At 59.4% G+C, this 17,570-nt stretch carries 15 protein-coding genes; 14 read left to right on the top strand and 1 reads right to left on the bottom strand.

The window, feature by feature from the left end; genetic code table 11:
• Positions 1 to 537 precede the first annotated feature (537 nt).
• The 14 genes from JJD74_RS11305 to JJD74_RS11240 all read left to right on the top strand — a co-directional run bounded on the left by JJD74_RS11305 (position 538) and on the right by JJD74_RS11240 (position 16,069).
• Complete coding sequence (locus tag JJD74_RS11305) at positions 538 to 2,160, top strand: methyl-accepting chemotaxis protein (RefSeq protein WP_200613804.1); 1,623 nt, start codon at positions 538 to 540, stop codon at positions 2,158 to 2,160.
• Positions 2,160 to 2,696 carry a chemotaxis protein CheW gene (locus JJD74_RS11300; RefSeq protein ID WP_042560888.1) on the top strand — a complete coding sequence of 179 codons (537 nt, stop codon included), beginning with the start codon at positions 2,160 to 2,162 and terminating at the stop codon, positions 2,694 to 2,696. The genes JJD74_RS11305 and JJD74_RS11300 overlap by 1 nt, the downstream gene beginning before the upstream one ends.
• The gene (locus JJD74_RS11295) at positions 2,693 to 3,964 is read left to right on the top strand and encodes a CheR family methyltransferase (RefSeq protein WP_200613799.1); all 1,272 of its coding nucleotides are present in this window, start codon (positions 2,693 to 2,695) and stop codon (positions 3,962 to 3,964) included. The genes JJD74_RS11300 and JJD74_RS11295 overlap by 4 nt, the downstream gene beginning before the upstream one ends.
• Positions 3,961 to 4,641 carry a chemotaxis protein CheW gene (locus JJD74_RS11290; RefSeq protein WP_115146365.1) on the top strand — a complete coding sequence of 227 codons (681 nt, stop codon included), beginning with the start codon at positions 3,961 to 3,963 and terminating at the stop codon, positions 4,639 to 4,641. The genes JJD74_RS11295 and JJD74_RS11290 overlap by 4 nt, the downstream gene beginning before the upstream one ends.
• Positions 4,638 to 6,926, top strand: a complete 2,289-nt coding sequence (locus tag JJD74_RS11285; RefSeq protein WP_200613794.1) for a hybrid sensor histidine kinase/response regulator — start codon at positions 4,638 to 4,640, stop codon at positions 6,924 to 6,926. The genes JJD74_RS11290 and JJD74_RS11285 overlap by 4 nt, the downstream gene beginning before the upstream one ends.
• Positions 6,923 to 7,933 (top strand): chemotaxis response regulator protein-glutamate methylesterase, encoded by a 1,011-nt coding sequence (locus tag JJD74_RS11280; protein WP_042560883.1) that lies wholly within the window; start codon positions 6,923 to 6,925, stop codon positions 7,931 to 7,933. The genes JJD74_RS11285 and JJD74_RS11280 overlap by 4 nt, the downstream gene beginning before the upstream one ends.
• Before the next feature lie 48 nt (positions 7,934 to 7,981).
• Positions 7,982 to 8,983 (top strand): response regulator, encoded by a 1,002-nt coding sequence (locus JJD74_RS11275; protein WP_042560882.1) that lies wholly within the window; start codon positions 7,982 to 7,984, stop codon positions 8,981 to 8,983.
• Between the two features lie 204 nt (positions 8,984 to 9,187).
• Positions 9,188 to 10,283, top strand: a protein-coding gene (gene prfB, locus JJD74_RS11270; RefSeq protein WP_115146367.1) for a peptide chain release factor 2 whose coding sequence is annotated in 2 segments (ribosomal slippage) — positions 9,188 to 9,259 and positions 9,261 to 10,283 — 1,095 coding nt in all. Because the reading frame shifts where the segments join, the coding sequence is not laid out codon by codon here.
• 114 nt (positions 10,284 to 10,397) lie between these two features.
• A complete protein-coding gene (gene lysS, locus JJD74_RS11265; RefSeq protein WP_047299888.1) occupies positions 10,398 to 11,900 on the top strand; it encodes a lysine--tRNA ligase in 1,503 nt (500 codons plus the stop codon).
• A 105-nt stretch (positions 11,901 to 12,005) separates the two neighbouring features.
• Positions 12,006 to 12,719 carry a TetR/AcrR family transcriptional regulator gene (locus JJD74_RS11260; RefSeq protein ID WP_115146368.1) on the top strand — a complete coding sequence of 238 codons (714 nt, stop codon included), beginning with the start codon at positions 12,006 to 12,008 and terminating at the stop codon, positions 12,717 to 12,719.
• A gap of 150 nt (positions 12,720 to 12,869) precedes the next feature.
• Positions 12,870 to 13,424, top strand: a complete 555-nt coding sequence (locus JJD74_RS11255) for a hypothetical protein (RefSeq protein WP_200613791.1) — start codon at positions 12,870 to 12,872, stop codon at positions 13,422 to 13,424.
• A gap of 33 nt (positions 13,425 to 13,457) precedes the next feature.
• The gene (locus JJD74_RS11250) at positions 13,458 to 14,735 is read left to right on the top strand and encodes a flavohemoglobin expression-modulating QEGLA motif protein (RefSeq protein ID WP_042560877.1); all 1,278 of its coding nucleotides are present in this window, start codon (positions 13,458 to 13,460) and stop codon (positions 14,733 to 14,735) included.
• Positions 14,736 to 14,837: 102 nt separating this feature from the next.
• A complete protein-coding gene (locus tag JJD74_RS11245) occupies positions 14,838 to 15,743 on the top strand; it encodes an alpha/beta hydrolase (protein WP_200613785.1) in 906 nt (301 codons plus the stop codon).
• Positions 15,740 to 16,069 (top strand): hypothetical protein, encoded by a 330-nt coding sequence (locus tag JJD74_RS11240; RefSeq protein ID WP_042560875.1) that lies wholly within the window; start codon positions 15,740 to 15,742, stop codon positions 16,067 to 16,069. The genes JJD74_RS11245 and JJD74_RS11240 overlap by 4 nt, the downstream gene beginning before the upstream one ends.
• A gap of 59 nt (positions 16,070 to 16,128) precedes the next feature.
• Here the strand turns inward: JJD74_RS11240 and JJD74_RS11235 are convergent, their stop codons facing one another.
• Positions 16,129 to 17,562, bottom strand: a complete 1,434-nt coding sequence (locus JJD74_RS11235; protein WP_200613782.1) for a transposase — start codon at positions 17,560 to 17,562, stop codon at positions 16,129 to 16,131.
• Positions 17,563 to 17,570 lie beyond the last annotated feature (8 nt).

The raw sequence follows: 17,570 nt of genomic DNA, 5'->3' as shown, positions 1-17,570 counted from the left end.
TGTTGCCATGGGGTGCTCTCCTTGCGGATAAATTTAAGGTGCCCGGGAGGCGAAATCGCCCGGTGGGTGCCTGACTGTTATCAAGGAGCGTGCCAGGTTTTGCGAAGTCCCCGGAGGGCGGGGGGCAAAGTGCTCTGGCCTGCGATTGTGAGGGTTTCTCACTGGGGAGCGAGGGCAAAAGTGCGCAAGAAGTTGCGCAGTACTGCGCAACTTCTTGCGCACTTGGCTGCAGGCCTTGAAAGGCATGGCCTGCAGGGCAATTGCCCCATGAAATATTACGACCAACTGCGCAACTTCTTGCGCAGTATGGCTCATTGATAGCATTGGCCGGAAACGCGGGTTTTCAACAAATGACCAATCCGGCACCATTTTTTGCCGTTCCGTCACTGGTCAGCCATCTTCCGGTTACTGGAAAGTCCCAAGCCAGAGCCTGTTGTGCTTAACGTCCAAAGGTCAGGGGGTTAAAAAGCGTCTTATTAATGAGACACCACCCTCGGCTATACTCCCCGCATTTCGACTTAGGCACGAGGAATCACTGTGAAGAACTGGACGTTGCGCCAACGCATTTTGGCGAGCTTTGCGGTGATTATCGCCATCATGTTTTTGATGGTAGTTCTCTCGTATTCGCGGCTGTTGAAGATCGAAGCCAGTGAAAACAGCGTCCGCGATGATGCGATTCCCGGGGTTTATTACAGCTCGATGATCCGTGGTGCGTGGGTCGATAGTTACTTGCAGACACAAGAACTTCTCGGGCTAAAGGAAGGGAAGGGGATTTCCAGCGAGGATGCGGCGGATTACAAGGCGTTCGAAAACCGCCTGCAAGAACAAATGGCCAACTACCGCAAAACCATGGCCACCGAGCAGGACCGTACCGAGTTCGCCGCGTTCGAGAAGTACCACGACGCCTACATGCAGATTCAGGATCAGGTGCTGGACCTGCACGGACGCAACCTGGAAGCCGATGCGCTCAAACTGTTCAACGAGAAGCTGACCCCGGCGTGGTACAGCGGACGGATGAAGCTCAACGACATCATCGGCGAGAACAAAACCGTCGCCGATCAAGCCATGGCCAATATCGACGACGCAGTAGCGGCTGCCAAGGTCAGCATGCTCATCTCGCTGCTGGTCGCCGTACTGGCGGCCGGTGCCTGCGGTTTGCTGTTGATGCGCGCGATCATGGCGCCGATGAACCGCATCGTGAAAATCCTCGAAATCATGCGGACCGGCGACTTGAGCGGCCGTTTGAATCTCGACCGCAAAGACGAATTCGGTGCGGTGGAAACCGGCTTCAACGACATGATGACCGAGCTCACCGCGTTGGTTTCCCAGGCCCAACGTTCGTCGGTGCAGGTGACCACGTCGGTGACTGAAATCGCCGCCACCTCCAAGCAACAACAAGCCACCGCCACCGAAACCGCTGCCACGACCACGGAAATCGGCGCAACGTCCCGTGAAATTGCCGCGACTTCGCGCGATCTGGTGCGCACCATGACTGAAGTGTCGACCGCTGCCGATCAGGCGTCGGTGGCCGCCGGTTCCGGTCAGCAGGGCCTGGCCCGCATGGAAGACACCATGCACTCGGTAATGGGCGCTGCTGATCTGGTCAACGCGAAACTGGCGATCCTCAATGAGAAGGCCGGCAACATCAATCAGGTGGTGGTGACCATCGTCAAGGTCGCTGATCAGACCAACCTGCTGTCGCTCAACGCCGCTATTGAAGCGGAGAAGGCCGGTGAATACGGTCGCGGTTTTGCCGTGGTCGCCACCGAAGTGCGACGTCTGGCGGATCAGACTGCTGTGGCGACTTATGACATCGAACAAATGGTTCGTGAGATCCAGTCGGCGGTGTCTGCCGGGGTGATGGGCATGGACAAGTTCTCCGAAGAAGTACGCCGCGGCATGTCCGAAGTGCAGCAGGTTGGCGAGCAGCTGTCGCAGATCATTCATCAGGTACAGGCACTGGCGCCGCGGGTGTTGATGGTCAATGAAGGCATGCAGGCTCAGGCCACCGGCGCCGAGCAGATCAACCATGCGCTGGTGCAATTGGGCGATGCCAGCAGCCAGACCGTCGAGTCGCTGCGTCAGGCCAGTTTCGCCATCGACGAACTGAGCCAGGTAGCCGTCGGGCTGCGCAGCGGCGTTTCGCGATTCAAAGTCTGATGAGCGAAATCATCGCCAAACGCAGCGCCGCGCAGATGGCGAAGCAGGCGTTATTCTTGCTGTTTCGCATCGGCAGCGAGCGCTACGCATTGCGCGCCACCGAAGTGGCGGAAGTGTTGCCACGCCTGCCATTGAAACCGATTGCCCACGCACCGCATTGGGTTGCCGGGGTGTTCGCCTATCGCGGCGCGGTGGTACCGGTGATCGATCTCAGCGCGCTGACGTTTGGCAAACCCGCCGAGGCGAGGACCAGTACGCGACTGGTGCTGGTTCACTACCGTGCGGACGAAGATCAACCGGGGCAATGGCTTGGGCTGATTCTTGAGCAGGCCACCGACACCTTGCGTTGCAATCCGGAAGATTTTCAGCCCTACGGCCTCGACAACCGTGAAGCGCCGTACCTCGGCCCGGTGCGTGAAGATGCGCAGGGGCTGGTGCAGTGGGTGAGGGTCGATGACTTGCTCGATGACGCCGTGCGCACGTTGCTGTTTCCCTCGCCGCCGCGTGATCCGGCGCAACTGGAGGCGCAGTCATGAGTAGCGATCAGCGGTTTTTCGACTTCCTCAAGGAGCGGATTGGCCTCGATGTCACCTCGGTGGGCCCGGCGATCATTGAGCGCGCGGTGCGCCAGCGCACGACGCTTTCGCAAGCGGCGCACGCCGACGAGTACTGGCAACTGTTGCAAGGCTCGCGGGACGAGCAACAGGCACTGATCGAGGCGGTGATCGTCCCCGAAACCTGGTTTTTCCGGTATCCGGAATCCTTCGCCACACTCGGCAAACTCGCGCGCCAGCGTCTCGCCGAGCTGAACAACATGCGTGCGTTGCGCATTCTCAGCCTGCCGTGCTCTACCGGCGAGGAACCTTATTCGATTGCCATGGCGTTGCTCGATGCGGGGCTTAAACCGCACCAGTTCAAGGTTGACGGCATGGACGTCAGCCCGCTGTCTGTGGATAAGGCGCGGCGGGCGCTGTACGGCAAGAACTCGTTTCGCGGCCAGGATCTGGACTATCGTGACCGTCATTTCAGCGCTGAGCAGGACGGTCATCGCGTCAACGAAACCGTGCGCGAGCAAGTGCGCTTGCAGGTCGGCAATGTGCTCGATCCGACGCTGTTGGCCACCGAGCCAGCCTTCGATTTCGTGTTCTGTCGCAACTTGCTGATCTATTTTGATCAGCCGACCCAGCAGCAAGTCTTCGAGGTGCTCAAGCGCCTGACCCACGTCGAAGGCGTGCTGTTTATCGGTCCGGCCGAGGGCAGCTTGCTTGGGCGTCTGGGCATGCGCTCGATTGGCATTGCGCAGTCGTTTGCGTTCAGTCGCCAAAGTCATCCACAGCCAGAACCGATGCCGATTTCCAAGCCGGTTGCGTTACCGGTCAGCCAGCCGATACGCAGCACGCCGCCACCGCCGGTGCGCAATCGACCGTTTGCCGCGGCGACACCGCTGCCAGTGACGAGCAAAAGCGCGAATCCGGACGCCGCCACCTTGTTGGCGAACATCGCCGCGCTGGCCAACGAAGGCAAAAGCGCCGAGGCCCGCGCCGCTTGCGATCAATACCTGCGCAGCCACGAACCCGTGGCGCAGGTGTTCTATTGGCTGGGCCTGCTCAGCGATGTCGCCGGCCTGACGCTCGAAGCTCAGGGGTTCTATCGCAAAGCCTTGTACCTCGAACCGCAACATCCCGAAGCGTTGATGCACCTGGCTGCCCTGTTGCAGGCTCAGGGCGACAGCGTCGGTGCCAGACGATTGCAGGAACGCGCCGCACGCAGCGGCCGCACCGCCGACAGTGAGCGAAAACGATGATCGCCGACACCTTGAACGTCACCCACGAAGACGCCCGGGCCATCGATGATTGCTGGAATCGCATCGGCATCCACGGTGACAAGTCGTGCCCGTTGCTGGAAGAACACATCCATTGCCGCAATTGCTCGGTGTATTCCGCCGCTGCCACACGCCTGCTCGATCGTTATGCCTTGCAGCAGGACGAGCGCGACCCGGTGGCGGCGGTGGTCGAAACCGACCTGAAGACCCGATCGCTGCTGATGTTCCGTCTCGGTGAAGAGTGGCTTGGACTGGCCACGCGCAGCCTCGTTGAGGTGGCGCCGATGCAGGCGATTCACTCGTTGCCGCACCAGCGTTCGCGTGCCTTGCTCGGCGTGGCGAATGTTCGCGGCGCACTGGTGGCCTGCTTGTCGCTGGTCGAATTGCTGGATCTGGATGGCAACGCGGCACCGGCGGCCGGCGCGCGGATCATGCCGCGCATGCTGATCATCGCCGCCGATGGCGGGCCGGTGGTCGTGCCGGTGGATGAAGTCGACGGCATTCATGCCATTGACGAGCGAATTCTTGATGCCGCCTCGCAGTCCGGTACTCAAGCCAGTGCCAAATTCACCCGTGGCGTGCTGCAATTGCGGGGTCGCAGCCTGCGTTGGTTGAATGAAGAACAGCTGTTGTCCGCCGTGACCCGGAGCCTCACATGACCCCCGAGCAAATGCGCGACGCCTCGCTGCTTGAGCTGTTCAGCCTGGAAGCCGAAGCCCAGACCCAGGTCCTCAGCGCAGGGCTGTTGGCACTGGAGCGCAACCCGACCCAGGCCGATCACCTCGAGTCATGCATGCGCGCGGCGCACTCGCTCAAAGGTGCGGCGCGGATCGTCGGCGTCGACAGCGGCGTCAGCGTTGCCCATGTGATGGAAGATTGTCTGGTCAGCGCGCAAGAGGGGCGGTTACTGCTGCGCCCGGAACACATCGACGCGTTATTGCAGGGCACCGATTTGCTGATGCGTATTGCGACGCCAGCGAGTGCGCCGCAACCGGCAGACATCGAAGCGTATGTGGCGTTGATGGGGCAACTGCTTGACCCATCGGCCACGCCGATTCCGGTCACCGCCCCCGTCATGGCCGAGTTGCAGCTTGAAGCGCCTTCGCCAGTTGCACCTGCGCCAGCGCCTTCCATGGAAGCCTTGGTCGAAACATCCGAACCAGTACCCCGCAAAAACAGGCGGACCGCTGAGGGGGGCGAGCGCGTATTGCGCGTCACTGCCGAGCGCCTGAACAGCCTGCTCGATCTGTCGAGCAAATCACTGGTGGAAACCCAGCGCCTCAAACCGCATCTGGCCACCATGCAGCGTCTCAAGCGCATGCAGAACAATGGCCTGCGCGCGCTGGAAAACCTTAATGTCCATCTCAAGGAGCATGCCCTCAGCCTTGAGGCGCTGGAAGCGTTGGAGGATGCGCGGCGCCTGCTTTCCGAGTCGCAACAACTGCTGGCCGAGAAGAACGCCGAACTCGATGAGTTCGCCTGGCAAGCCAGCCAGCGTGCACAAGTGCTCTACGACACGGCACTGGCCTGTCGCATGCGTCCCTTTGCTGACGTGCTCAGCGGTCAGGCGCGGATGGTGCGTGATCTGGGCCGCAGCCTCGGCAAGCAGGTGCGACTGGAAATCGAAGGCGAGAAAACCCAGGTCGACCGCGATGTGCTGGAAAAACTCGAAGCACCGCTCACCCATCTGCTGCGCAACGCGGTCGACCATGGCATCGAAACCCCGGAACAACGCTTGCTCAGTGGCAAGCCCGAGGAGGGCCTGATCCGCCTGCGCGCCTCGCATCAGGCTGGGTTGCTGGTGCTGGAGTTGAGCGATGACGGCAACGGCGTCGATCTGGAGAAAGTCCGCCGCAGCATTGTCGCGCGCCAATTATCCCCAGCTGAAACAGCGGCGCAGTTGAGTGAAGAGGAGCTGCTGACTTTCCTGTTCCTGCCCGGTTTCAGCCTGCGCGACACGGTGACCGAAGTGTCCGGCCGTGGTGTCGGCCTCGACGCCGTGCAGCACATGGTGCGCCAGTTGCGGGGCGCGGTGGAGCTGGAGCAGACGGCGGGCGAGGGCAGCCGTTTTCATCTGGAAGTGCCGCTGACCCTATCGGTGGTGCGCAGCCTGGTGGTGGAGGTCGGTGAAGAAGCGTACGCGTTCCCGCTGGCGCACATTGAACGCATGTGCGACCTGGAGCGCGATGACATCGTTCAGGTCGAAGGTCGTCAGCATTTCTGGCACGAAGGCCGGCATGTCGGGCTGGTCGCTGCCAGTCAGTTGTTGAACCGCCCGGCCAGCCAGAACAGCAGCGAAACCCTGAAGGTCGTGGTGATTCGTGAGCGCGAAGCGATTTACGGCGTGGCGGTCGAACGCTTCGTTGGCGAGCGCACGTTGGTCGTACTGCCACTGGACGAGCGTCTGGGCAAAATCCAGGACATCTCCGCCGGCGCCTTGCTCGATGACGGTTCGGTGGTGCTGATCGTCGATGTCGAAGACATGCTGCGTTCGGTCGACAAACTGCTCAATACCGGTCGCCTGGAGCGCATCGCCCGCCATGGCAACCAAGCCGCGGAAGCGGCGCGCAAGCGGGTGCTGGTGGTCGATGACTCGCTGACCGTGCGCGAACTGCAACGCAAGCTGCTGCTCAATCGCGGCTACGACGTGGCTGTGGCGGTGGACGGCATGGACGGTTGGAACGCGCTGCGTTCGGAGAATTTCGATTTGCTGATTACCGACATCGACATGCCACGCATGGACGGAATCGAACTGGTGACCTTGTTGCGCCGCGACAACCGTTTGCAATCAATGCCGGTGATGGTCGTCTCGTACAAGGATCGCGAAGAGGATCGCCGCCGTGGACTGGACGCCGGCGCCGACTATTATTTAGCCAAAGCCAGTTTTCATGACGACGCCCTGCTTGATGCAGTGGTCGAGCTCATCGGAGGAGCACGGGCATGAAAATCGCAATCGTCAACGACATGCCAATGGCGGTGGAGGCCTTGCGCCGGGCATTGGCCTTCGAGCCGGCGCATCAGGTGGTCTGGGTCGCCTACAACGGCGCCGAGGCGGTGCGCCTCTGCGCGGAAAATACGCCGGATCTGATCCTGATGGACTTGATCATGCCGGTGATGGACGGCGTCGAAGCCACCCGGCGGATCATGGCCGAGACGCCGTGTGCCATCGTCATTGTGACGGTCGATCGCCAGCAGAACGTGCACCGGGTCTTCGAAGCGATGGGGCATGGCGCGCTGGATGTGGTTGATACGCCGGCCATTGGCGCAGGCAATGCGCAGGAAGCGGCGGCACCGTTGCTGCGCAAGATCCTCAACATCGGCTGGCTGATCGGCGAGAAAACCCCGCGCGCGCGGCCGGCGCCAATGCCCCAGCGCAGTTCGGGCTCGCCCCAGCGGCTGGTAGCGATTGGTTCGTCTGCTGGCGGGCCGGCGGCGCTGGAGGTCTTGCTCAAGGGGTTGCCGCGCAATTTTTCCGCGGCCATCGTGCTGGTGCAGCACGTTGACCAGGTGTTCGCTGCGGGCATGGCCGAATGGCTCGCCAGCGCCAGTGGTCTGGACGTGCGTCTGGCGCGTGAAGGCGAACCGCCGCAGGCCGGCGTCGTGCTGCTGGCCGGCACCAACCACCATATCCGCTTATTGAAAAACGGCACGCTGGCCTACACCGCCGAGCCGGTCAACGAGATTTACCGACCTTCGATCGACGTGTTTTTCGAGAGCGTCGTCAGTTATTGGAATGGTGATGCGGTCGGGGTTTTATTGACCGGGATGGGGCGAGATGGCGCGCAAGGGCTTAAGCTCATGCGCCAACAGGGCTATTTGACCATCGCCCAGGATCAGCAAAGCAGTGCGGTGTACGGCATGCCCAAGGCTGCCGCGGCGATCGATGCCGCCGTAGAAATCCGCCCACTGGAAAAGATAGCGCCACGATTGCTGGAGATTTTCCCGAAATGAACAGTTTTATCCGCAATCCTGGCCTCAGCAGTACTCAGGTGACAGCCCATGAATGACTTACAGATCGACGACATTAAAACCGACGAAAATGCCGCCATGGTGTTGTTGGTAGACGATCAGGCGATGATCGGCGAAGCCGTGCGCCGTGGGCTGTCGAACGAAGAAAACATCGACTTCCACTTCTGCTCCGACCCGCATCAAGCCATTGCGCAAGCGGTGAGGATCAAGCCGACGGTCATTCTCCAGGACCTGGTGATGCCCGGTCTCGACGGCTTGAGTCTGGTGCGCGAGTACCGCAATCACCCGGCGACCAAGGACATTCCAATCATCGTCCTGTCGACCAAGGAAGACCCGCTGATCAAAAGCGCGGCGTTCTCCGCAGGGGCCAACGATTATTTGGTGAAGCTGCCAGACACCATTGAATTGGTGGCGCGCATCCGCTATCACTCGCGCTCCTACATGACGTTGCTGCAACGGGACGCGGCGTATCGAGCGCTGCGCGTCAGTCAGCAGCAGCTGCTCGACACTAACCTGGTGCTGCAACGCCTGATGAACTCCGACGGCCTGACCGGGCTATCGAACCGCCGTCACTTCGACGAATACCTGGAGCTGGAATGGCGCCGCTCGTTGCGTGACCAGAGCCAGTTGTCGTTGCTGATGATCGACGTTGATTACTTCAAGTCCTATAACGACACGTTCGGCCATGTCGAAGGCGATGAAGCCTTGCGCAAGGTCGCCACGGCCATTCGCGATGCCAGTGCGCGTCCGTCGGACTTGCCGGCGCGTTACGGTGGCGAGGAATTTGCGCTGGTGTTGCCGAATACTTCGCCGGGTGGCGCACGGCTGGTAGCGGAAAAACTGCGCCAGACCGTGGCTTCATTGAAGATTCCACACATTGCGCCCAGCGAAGGGACGAGCCTGACTATCAGCATTGGTCTGGCGACCATGGTGCCGCAGGCGGGCAGCGACTGCCGGTTGCTGATCTCGGCGGCGGATCGCGGGTTGTATCTGGCGAAGAACAATGGGCGCAATCAGGTCGGGATCGAGTAACCCGACTCCCACGACAAATGCAAACCCTGTAGGAGCTGCCGAAGGCTGCGATCTTTTGATCTTTAAAAAATCAAAAGATCGCAGCCTTCGGCAGCTCTTAGAGTTCATTAATGCTCGATTCGCCCCGCCAGACGGGCTGCCGTTACAGCCCGATTACGTTATACTCGCCGGCTTTCAAAAGTTCGCCAACGAGTGCTGCCCGCCATGGAAATCAACCCGATCCTGAACACCATCAAGGACCTGTCCGAGCGCTCCGAAACTATTCGGGGGTATCTTTGACTACGATCAAAAGCATGAGCGTCTGACTGAAGTCAATCGCGAGCTTGAAGATCCGAGTGTCTGGAACAAACCTGAATATGCCCAGGAGCTGGGCCGCGAGCGCTCTGCGCTGGCGCAAATCGTCGATACCCTCGACGAATTGAACGGCGGTCTGGCCGATTGCCGCGACCTGCTCGACATGGCTGTCGAAGAAAACGACGAAGGCGCAGTGGGCGATGTCGTCGCTGAACTGGCCCGTCTCGAGGCCAACCTGGCCAAGCTCGAATTCCGCCGCATGTTCAGCCACGAGATGGACCCGAACAACGCCTACCTGGACATCCAGGCCGGTTCCGGCGGCACCGAAGCCCAGGACTGGGCCAACATCCTGCTGCGCATGTACCTGCGCTGGGCTGACAAACGCGGTTTTGACGCGACCATCATGGAACTGTCCGCCGGTGAAGTCGCCGGGATCAAGGGCGCGACCGTGCACATCAAGGGTGAATACGCCTTTGGCTGGCTGCGGACCGAGATCGGCGTGCACCGTCTGGTGCGCAAGAGCCCGTTTGACTCCGGTAACCGTCGCCACACCTCGTTCTCCGCGGTTTTCGTCTCGCCAGAGATCGATGACAAAGTGGAAATCGACATCAACCCGTCAGACCTGCGGATCGACACCTATCGTTCCTCGGGTGCCGGTGGTCAGCACGTAAACACCACCGACTCGGCCGTACGTATTACTCACGTACCGACCAACACTGTGGTCAGCTGCCAGAACGAGCGTTCCCAGCACGCCAACAAGGACACCGCCATGAAAATGCTGCGGGCCAAGTTGTACGAGCAGGAAATGCAGAAGCGCAACGCCGCTTCCCAGGCGCTGGAAGACACCAAGTCCGACATCGGCTGGGGTCACCAGATTCGCTCTTACGTGCTCGACGCGTCGCGAATCAAGGACCTGCGGACCAACATCGAACGCAGCGACTGCGACAAGGTGCTCGATGGCGACATCGACGAATACCTGGAAGCCAGCCTGAAATCGGGGCTGTAAAAGACGCAATACAGGATCGGCTGATTCAACGCGATCCCTGTAGGAGCCAGCCCTGCTGGCGATCCCCGGGCTGCAAGGCCCGGGGGCAACGAACCTGATGGAATATCTAAAGACATGAGCGACCAACAACTCGATCCGCAAGCCCTGCAACAGGAAGAAAACTCCCTGATCGCCCTGCGCAAGGAAAAGCTTGCTGCCGAGCGCGCCAAGGGCAATGCCTTCCCGAACGACTTCCGCCGCGACAATTACTGCGATGCGTTGCAGAAACAGTACGCGGACAAGACCAAGGAAGAGCTGGCAGAGGCTGCAATCCCGGTCAAGGTTGCCGGTCGCATCATGCTCAACCGTGGCTCGTTCATGGTGATCCAGGACATGACCGGTCGCATTCAGGTCTACGTCAACCGCAAGACCCTGTCCGAAGAAACCCTGGCCGCGGTGAAAACCTGGGACATGGGTGACATCATTGCTGCCGAAGGCACCCTGGCCCGTTCGGGCAAAGGCGACCTGTACGTTGAAATGACCACCGTGCGTCTGCTGACCAAGTCGCTGCGCCCGCTGCCGGACAAGCACCACGGCCTGACCGACACCGAACAACGCTACCGTCAGCGCTACGTTGACCTGATCGTCAATGAAGAAGTGCGCCAGACTTTCCGCGTACGTTCGCAAGTGATTGCGCACATTCGCAGCTTCCTGATGCAGCGTGACTTCCTCGAAGTCGAAACGCCAATGCTGCAAACCATTCCCGGCGGCGCTGCGGCCAAGCCGTTCGAAACCCACCACAACGCGCTGGACATGGAAATGTTCCTGCGTATCGCGCCTGAGTTGTACCTCAAGCGTCTGGTGGTTGGCGGTTTCGAGAAGGTTTTCGAGATCAACCGCAACTTCCGTAACGAAGGCGTCTCGACCCGTCACAACCCTGAATTCACCATGTTGGAGTTCTACCAGGCTTACGCCGACTACGAAGACAACATGGACCTGACCGAAGAGTTGTTCCGTGAACTGGCGCAGCTGGTTCTGGGCAGCACCGACGTGCCTTACGGCGACAAGGTGTTCCACTTCGGCGAGCCGTTCGTGCGCCTGTCGGTGTTCGACTCGATCCTCAAGTACAACCCTGAGCTGACCGCCGATGATCTGAACGACATCGACAAGGCTCGCGCCATCGCCAAGAAGGCCGGCGCCAAGGTGCTGGGCTTCGAAGGTCTGGGCAAGCTGCAAGTGATGATTTTCGAAGAACTGGTCGAGCACAAGCTGGAGCAGCCGCACTTCATCACTCAGTACCCGTTCGAAGTGTCGCCTCTGGCTCGTCGCAATGACGACAACCCGAACGTCACCGACCGTTTCGAGCTGTTCATCGGTGGCCGTGAAATCGCCAACGCCTATTCCGAGTTGAACGATGCGGAAGACCAGGCCGAACGCTTCATGGCGCAGGTGGCCGACAAGGACGCCGGCGACGACGAAGCCATGCACTACGACGCCGACTTCGTTCGCGCGCTGGAGTACGGCATGCCGCCAACGGCCGGTGAAGGTATCGGCATCGACCGCCTGGTGATGTTGCTGACCAACTCGCCGTCGATTCGCGATGTGATCCTGTTCCCGCACATGCGACCGCAAGCGTAAACGTTTCAGTTAAAAAGCCGCCTAAAACAGGCGGCTTTTTATTGCCCGTCTGGTACAAATGTATCGTTTGGTTACTTTTCAAATAACAGAGGAATGCCTGTCGTGATGGTTGCAATCGCTCAAGAAGGTGCAGCGGGTATCGCCACTGCGGTCGCTGAAAGTGTTCAGTACCAGGGTCGCAAGGCCAGCCGACAGGGCAGTGAGCAGCGTCGTCAGGACATTCTCGACGCGGCAATGCGCATTGTCGTGCGTGATGGCGTGCGCGCCGTACGCCACCGTGCCGTGGCTGCCGAAGCGGCGGTGCCCCTCTCGGCCACCACTTATTACTTCAAGGACATCGATGACCTGCTCACCGATACCTTCGCCCAATACGTTGAACGCAGTGCCGAATACATGGCCAAGCTGTGGAACAACAACGAAGGGCTGCTGCGCGATATGGTCGTCAGCGGCGACGGCAGCCCCGAGTCGCGCTCGCAACTGGCCGATAATATTGCGCGCTTGATGGCCGATTACGTGCAACGACAGCTGCTCAACCGTCGCGAGCATTTGATGGCCGAGCAGGCATTCCGTCAGGAAGCGCTGCTCAACCCGCGCCTGGCGATTCTGGTGCGCTCGCATCAGCAGATTTTGCTGCAGGGCACCTGCCAGTTGTTTCAGGTATTGGGCTCGCGTGAACCGCAGCAAGATGCCAAGGTGTTGACGGCGATTATCGGACGGATGGAATATCAGGGCCTGCTCAACGACGCCGAGCCTTTGGCCGAGGAAGAAATGCTGGGCATTCTGACGCGGTATATGCATTTGGTGCTGGCTTCGGTGTAACGCAATGTGGTTCGTCTGACGCCGATCCCAATGTAGGAGCTGCCGAAGGCTGCGATTTTTTGATCTTGCTTTCAGAGATCAGGATCAAAAGATCGCAGCCTTCGGCAGCTCCTACAGGGGTAGGTGATTCAGGTTCATAGGGAGTGTCGAATGAAAGCCTGGCGTGGCGTGCTGATCGCCTTGTCGTTCCTGCTGCTCAGTGGCTGTCTGGTGACGTTCAAGTCGCCGTTGTCCACCAGTGATCCGGCGCCCCAAGGCCTGCTCGGCAAGTGGACGAGCGTCAATGCCTGGGGCGAGCCGATGAACCTTGAACTGACCCGTCTGGGTAACGACCGCTATCAGGCCGTCACCTATTTCAAAGCCAAACCCCGCGAGCGCGAAGCCTATCCGTTCACTGTCTCGCATCGTGGCAATCGCTGGTACCTGTCGGCGAAAGTGCCGGCGCAGTTCGGTGGCCACTACACCATCGCCGGTTTCGAACTTACCGACAAACATGAACTGGTGGTGTACAACCTCGATCTCGAGCAGATCAATCAGGCAATCCAGCACAAAGCCCTCGACGGTCAGGCCTTCCAGACCGACGACGGCGATGGCGTTCTGGTCGACAGCAACCTCGACAAAGTCTTCGCTTACCTTGACGATCCGGCCAATTCCGATGTCTTTGTCGAAGCGGCGCGCTATCAGCGCAGGGCCGGCGCCAAATAATTCAGTACGTCACGTTTTTTACAGGAGTTTCGGGTGGACGATTACCAGCAGTCGATACGCATATTGTCCGATCGCATTGTGCTGGCGCAGACGCCGATCCGTGTTCTCGACGCGGTCAAGTGGGACGAAAGCATCCGCAAGGGGTTTCTCAAGGCCAAGGGCAAGGAAATGCCGGCGGTGGATCGCGACTACTACCTGAACCGGCCGCTGGCGTTCGATTCGAGCAAGGTCAAACTGGAATTCCAGAACATCGAGCGCGACATCACTCGCCAGCTCGGCCAGTTCAACCCGGTCGGGCAGATCATGCGGCGCATGTGCAAGGAATACCGCATGGTGGTGCGTATGCTCGAAGCGCGCGGCACCGAAGATTTCGGTCTGATCTCCCAAGAGTTGTACGGTGCTGCGTCCGACGCATTCCACGCCGGTGACCCGACCTTGGCCGACCTCGGCCTGATGATGTCCGACTATCTGAACAACATCGATGGCCGTGGCGACCTGAAGGACGAGCCTAAAACCCTCACCGCCAAGGACGCCGTGCACCTGCTGCAAACCCGTCTGAACAAGGTATTCGGCGAGGCCGAGGAAACCATTCGCGTGTTCGAGTCCGACGGCATCGTTGCCGACGCGGCGGCGGGCGCCGACTACATCAAGATCCGCACCGACGCGATGTTCAACGATCGCGACGTGCGCGCACTGGAAGTTCACGAGGGGCTGGTGCACGTCGGCACTACGCTCAATGGTTTGAACCAGCCGATCTGCACCTTTCTGTCCAAGGGCCCGCCGTCGTCAACGGTGACTCAGGAAGGTCTGGCGATCCTGATGGAAATCATCACCTTCGCTTCCTACCCGAGCCGTCTGCGCAAACTGACCAACCGTACTCGCGCCATTCACATGGTCGAGGAGGGGGCGGACTTCTTGCAGGTGTTCGAGTTCTTCCGCGAGCAGGGCTTTGAAATGGCGGAAAGCTATGGCAACGCCAGTCGGGTTTTCCGTGGCTCGACGCCGACGGGTCTGCCATTCACCAAAGACTTGTCCTACCTCAAGGGCTTCATCATGGTTTACAACTACATTCAGTTGGCCGTGCGCAAGGGCAAGCTTGAGCAGATTCCCCTGTTGTTCTGCGGCAAGACCACCCTGGAAGACATGCGCACCTTGCGCCAATTGGTGGATGAGGGGCTGGTGGTGGCGCCGAAATATCTGCCGGACCAGTTCCGTGATTTGAATGCTTTGTCGGCGTGGATGTGCTTCTCCAACTTCCTTAATCATTTGAGTCTGGATCGGATCGAGGCAGATTACTCAAACATCCTTTAGACCTGACGCAAATCCTGAGGGAGCTGGCAAGCCAGCTCCCTCAGGGTTGTTTATTGCCACCATTATTGTGTTCCAACCCGAACATTCGCGAGGTTTCACCGGATGAGAATCCTCGGCATCTTCTGCCTGCTCCTGACCCTTGGTGGTTGCAGCTCACTGTTGTTCTATCCCGAGCCGGGCCAAATCTTCACCCCGGAAAAAGCCAGGCTCGAATACCGCACCGTCACCCTGACCACCGCCGACGGCCTCAAGCTGAACGCGTGGTGGCTGCCGGCCAAACCGGGTGTCGAGGTCAAAGGTACGGTTCTGCACCTGCATGGCAACGGTGGGAATCTGCCGATGCATTTGGGCGGGAGCTGGTGGTTGCCGAAAAATGGCTATCAAGTGTTGCTGGTGGACTATCGCGGCTATGGCTTGTCCGAGGGTGAACCCAGCTTGCCGGCGATTTATCAGGACATCGATGCGGCCTTCGCCTGGCTGGACAAGGCACCCGAAATCAAAGGCAAGCTGCTGATTCTCCTCGGGCAAAGCCTCGGCGGCTCTATGGCCGTGCATTGGCTGGTGCAGCATCCCGAGCGGCAGAAGCAACTCAAGGCCCTGGTGCTCGACGGTGTGCCCGCCAGTTATCGCAGCGTTGGCCAATATGCCCTCAGCACTTCGTGGCTGACCTGGCCGTTTCAGGTGCCGCTGTCGTGGCTGGTGCCGGATGGCGACAGCGCAATCAATTCAATGCCGCAACTCAACGGCGTGCCGAAACTGATCTTCCACAGCATTGATGATCCGCTGGTGCCTCTATCCAATGGCATCCGTCTGTATCAAGCTGCGCCGCCTCCGCGCGTATTGCAGTTGACGCGCGGCGGTCATGTGCAGACCTTTGGCGACCCGGTCTGGCGTCAGGTGATGCTGCGCTATCTTGATGACCCCGAGCACTTCAACGGCCTGCGCCGTCTCGGCGAAATCCCCAATTACCCGCAACCCCCGAATTCTGAAGATGAGAGTCCGCAATGAGTGAAGAACGTAACGCCATCCCGCTGATCATCACGGGTATCTGCAGCATCCTCGGCACCGTTGGCGCCCTGTGGTACTACGGCTACCTGCACTTCGCCAAGCCTGAAGATGCCTTGTTGCTCAGCGACTTCACCATGCTCAAGACCGTGCCGGGCGAAGACTACAAAGTATCGCTGGAGCCGGCGGCGCAGGTGGCCCAGTGCATCGATGGTGTGTTGGTAATGTTCGATACTGAACAGAAAGGGCTGAGCGGCGTGTTGATCAACAGCAAGAAGAGGGCCGTGCGCTGCATGGGCGAAGAAACTCCGCAGAAGCTGCAACCGTAAGCGAAGCGGTGAGTTGTACTCCCCTTTTTCATGTGTGAAATCGGGGAGTAGCCGATGTTTCAGGGCGCAATCACGAAGCTGCGATCGCTAATGGGGGACCCGCTGATACCCATCTGTTGGCTTACCCATACTACGTGGCTGCCAGCCTGGAGATTTTCCAAGGTCGTGCTCCAGTTACCTTTAGCGTCGGCGACAACGGAGAAGTTCCTCACATACCAGCCTCCCAATGCCCTGTACGCCCCTCCGATACTAGCCCCGGGTCTGGCAGTACCAGAAACTACGGCAGGATTTTGAATTGCTGGCGCTCCCTGCGCAGGTGAAGTAATAACGGGGGCAGCTAACTCTGGCCACGCGCAACTCCCAGCCTCTCGATTTACCCCAATCGCAACGGTGGCTCCATCCAAGTTGGCACTGCATACCTCGATAGTTATTCCGGCGGGTTCATCCCTCAACATCTTCCCGGGTAGTAAAGACGGATCTGCTGTCGTCGCCGTCTCCGGAGTGCCGTCGAGTTGGGTATTCACGAGTGAGCCTGTCATCGTTGTGTATCTCACCCAGACACCATTCACTTTATTATCACCGGGTGGGAAGTTATCGAACCGGGTCGGCTTACGATATTCCAGCGCAAGTTGAGCGGGCTGCAGGCCCTTACGATTGATCAAATAGAGTTGCGGCCCCTCTGCGCCAAGCACGCCCAGACGATAAAGCCCGGTACGGTTGACAACGGCAGCTTGCGAGTCATCCAGCCAGCCCGAGTACCAGCGATTATTCGCAGGATAAAGTGTTCCCCCGCCCGAGACCGAATCGCCCAGGTCACCGTATAGGATGGTCTGACATCCTGTTGGCGCGAGCACGGCATCACCGTTTTTCTTGCATCGCTTGTATGTGAAACCATGGTGATATCCGAGGTTGTGCCCGAACTCATGTTTGAATACATGGGGGCCGCCTGCCTGGCCGTACACCCCCATAGTATTTCCGGGTACCCAGGCGGACGCGCTTCCTCCGCAATCAATAATGTTTATGAAATAGTCGAAATTGTTCCGATCTATTCCCAATGCGGATGCCGCTTTAACTGCCTCGGAGTGGGCCAGATTTAAAGGCAAGGGGGAACCCCTCTTACATAGCTCGGGACGGCGACCTGATGTGAACTCCACTACTTGGCCGCTAAGGTCCAGCTTGCCCCCTGAAGCTGCGTAGAGGTAAGAACGCAGCGAGTCAGGATCGTTGGATAGCGTGAATTTTTCATTCAGATCTTTTCTTACTCCGTCACCGTCCTGCCAGTGGACGACGGTTACCAACATTTTTTTATTACCTACAATGGGGCGTTGGTTGACGCCCGGCGTTGGCAAGGGAATGTCATTAGGTATGGCGTCCCTGTCGTCATATTCAAAACTGCTTCCCGGCCTGGGATCAGAAGGCGATTCATTTAACTGAGTGCAACCTGATACGACTATCGCCGCCAACAGCGATGAAAGAGCTACGCGCACTTGCATGGTTATGT

The sequence above is a fragment of the Pseudomonas sp. MF6776 genome (assembly GCF_016613125.1).
Taxonomy (GTDB): Bacteria; Pseudomonadota; Gammaproteobacteria; order Pseudomonadales; family Pseudomonadaceae; genus Aquipseudomonas; species Aquipseudomonas iridis.
This window is presented reverse-complemented; position numbering and strand designations above follow the sequence as displayed.

Bases quoted from the DNA above. Each gene is read 5' to 3' on its own strand.
- JJD74_RS11300 (WP_042560888.1), top strand. From the start codon at position 2,160: ATGAGCGAAATCATCGCCAAACGCAGCGCCGCGCAGATGGCGAAGCAG.
- JJD74_RS11295 (WP_200613799.1), top strand. From the start codon at position 2,693: ATGAGTAGCGATCAGCGGTTTTTCGACTTCCTCAAGGAGCGGATTGGC.
- JJD74_RS11290 (WP_115146365.1), top strand. From the start codon at position 3,961: ATGATCGCCGACACCTTGAACGTCACCCACGAAGACGCCCGGGCCATC.
- JJD74_RS11285 (WP_200613794.1), top strand. From the start codon at position 4,638: ATGACCCCCGAGCAAATGCGCGACGCCTCGCTGCTTGAGCTGTTCAGC.
- JJD74_RS11280 (WP_042560883.1), top strand. From the start codon at position 6,923: ATGAAAATCGCAATCGTCAACGACATGCCAATGGCGGTGGAGGCCTTG.
- JJD74_RS11275 (WP_042560882.1), top strand. From the start codon at position 7,982: ATGAATGACTTACAGATCGACGACATTAAAACCGACGAAAATGCCGCC.
- lysS (WP_047299888.1), top strand. From the start codon at position 10,398: ATGAGCGACCAACAACTCGATCCGCAAGCCCTGCAACAGGAAGAAAAC.
- JJD74_RS11260 (WP_115146368.1), top strand. From the start codon at position 12,006: ATGGTTGCAATCGCTCAAGAAGGTGCAGCGGGTATCGCCACTGCGGTC.
- JJD74_RS11255 (WP_200613791.1), top strand. From the start codon at position 12,870: ATGAAAGCCTGGCGTGGCGTGCTGATCGCCTTGTCGTTCCTGCTGCTC.
- JJD74_RS11245 (WP_200613785.1), top strand. From the start codon at position 14,838: ATGAGAATCCTCGGCATCTTCTGCCTGCTCCTGACCCTTGGTGGTTGC.
- JJD74_RS11240 (WP_042560875.1), top strand. From the start codon at position 15,740: ATGAGTGAAGAACGTAACGCCATCCCGCTGATCATCACGGGTATCTGC.
- JJD74_RS11235 (WP_200613782.1), bottom strand. From the start codon at position 17,562: ATGCAAGTGCGCGTAGCTCTTTCATCGCTGTTGGCGGCGATAGTCGTA.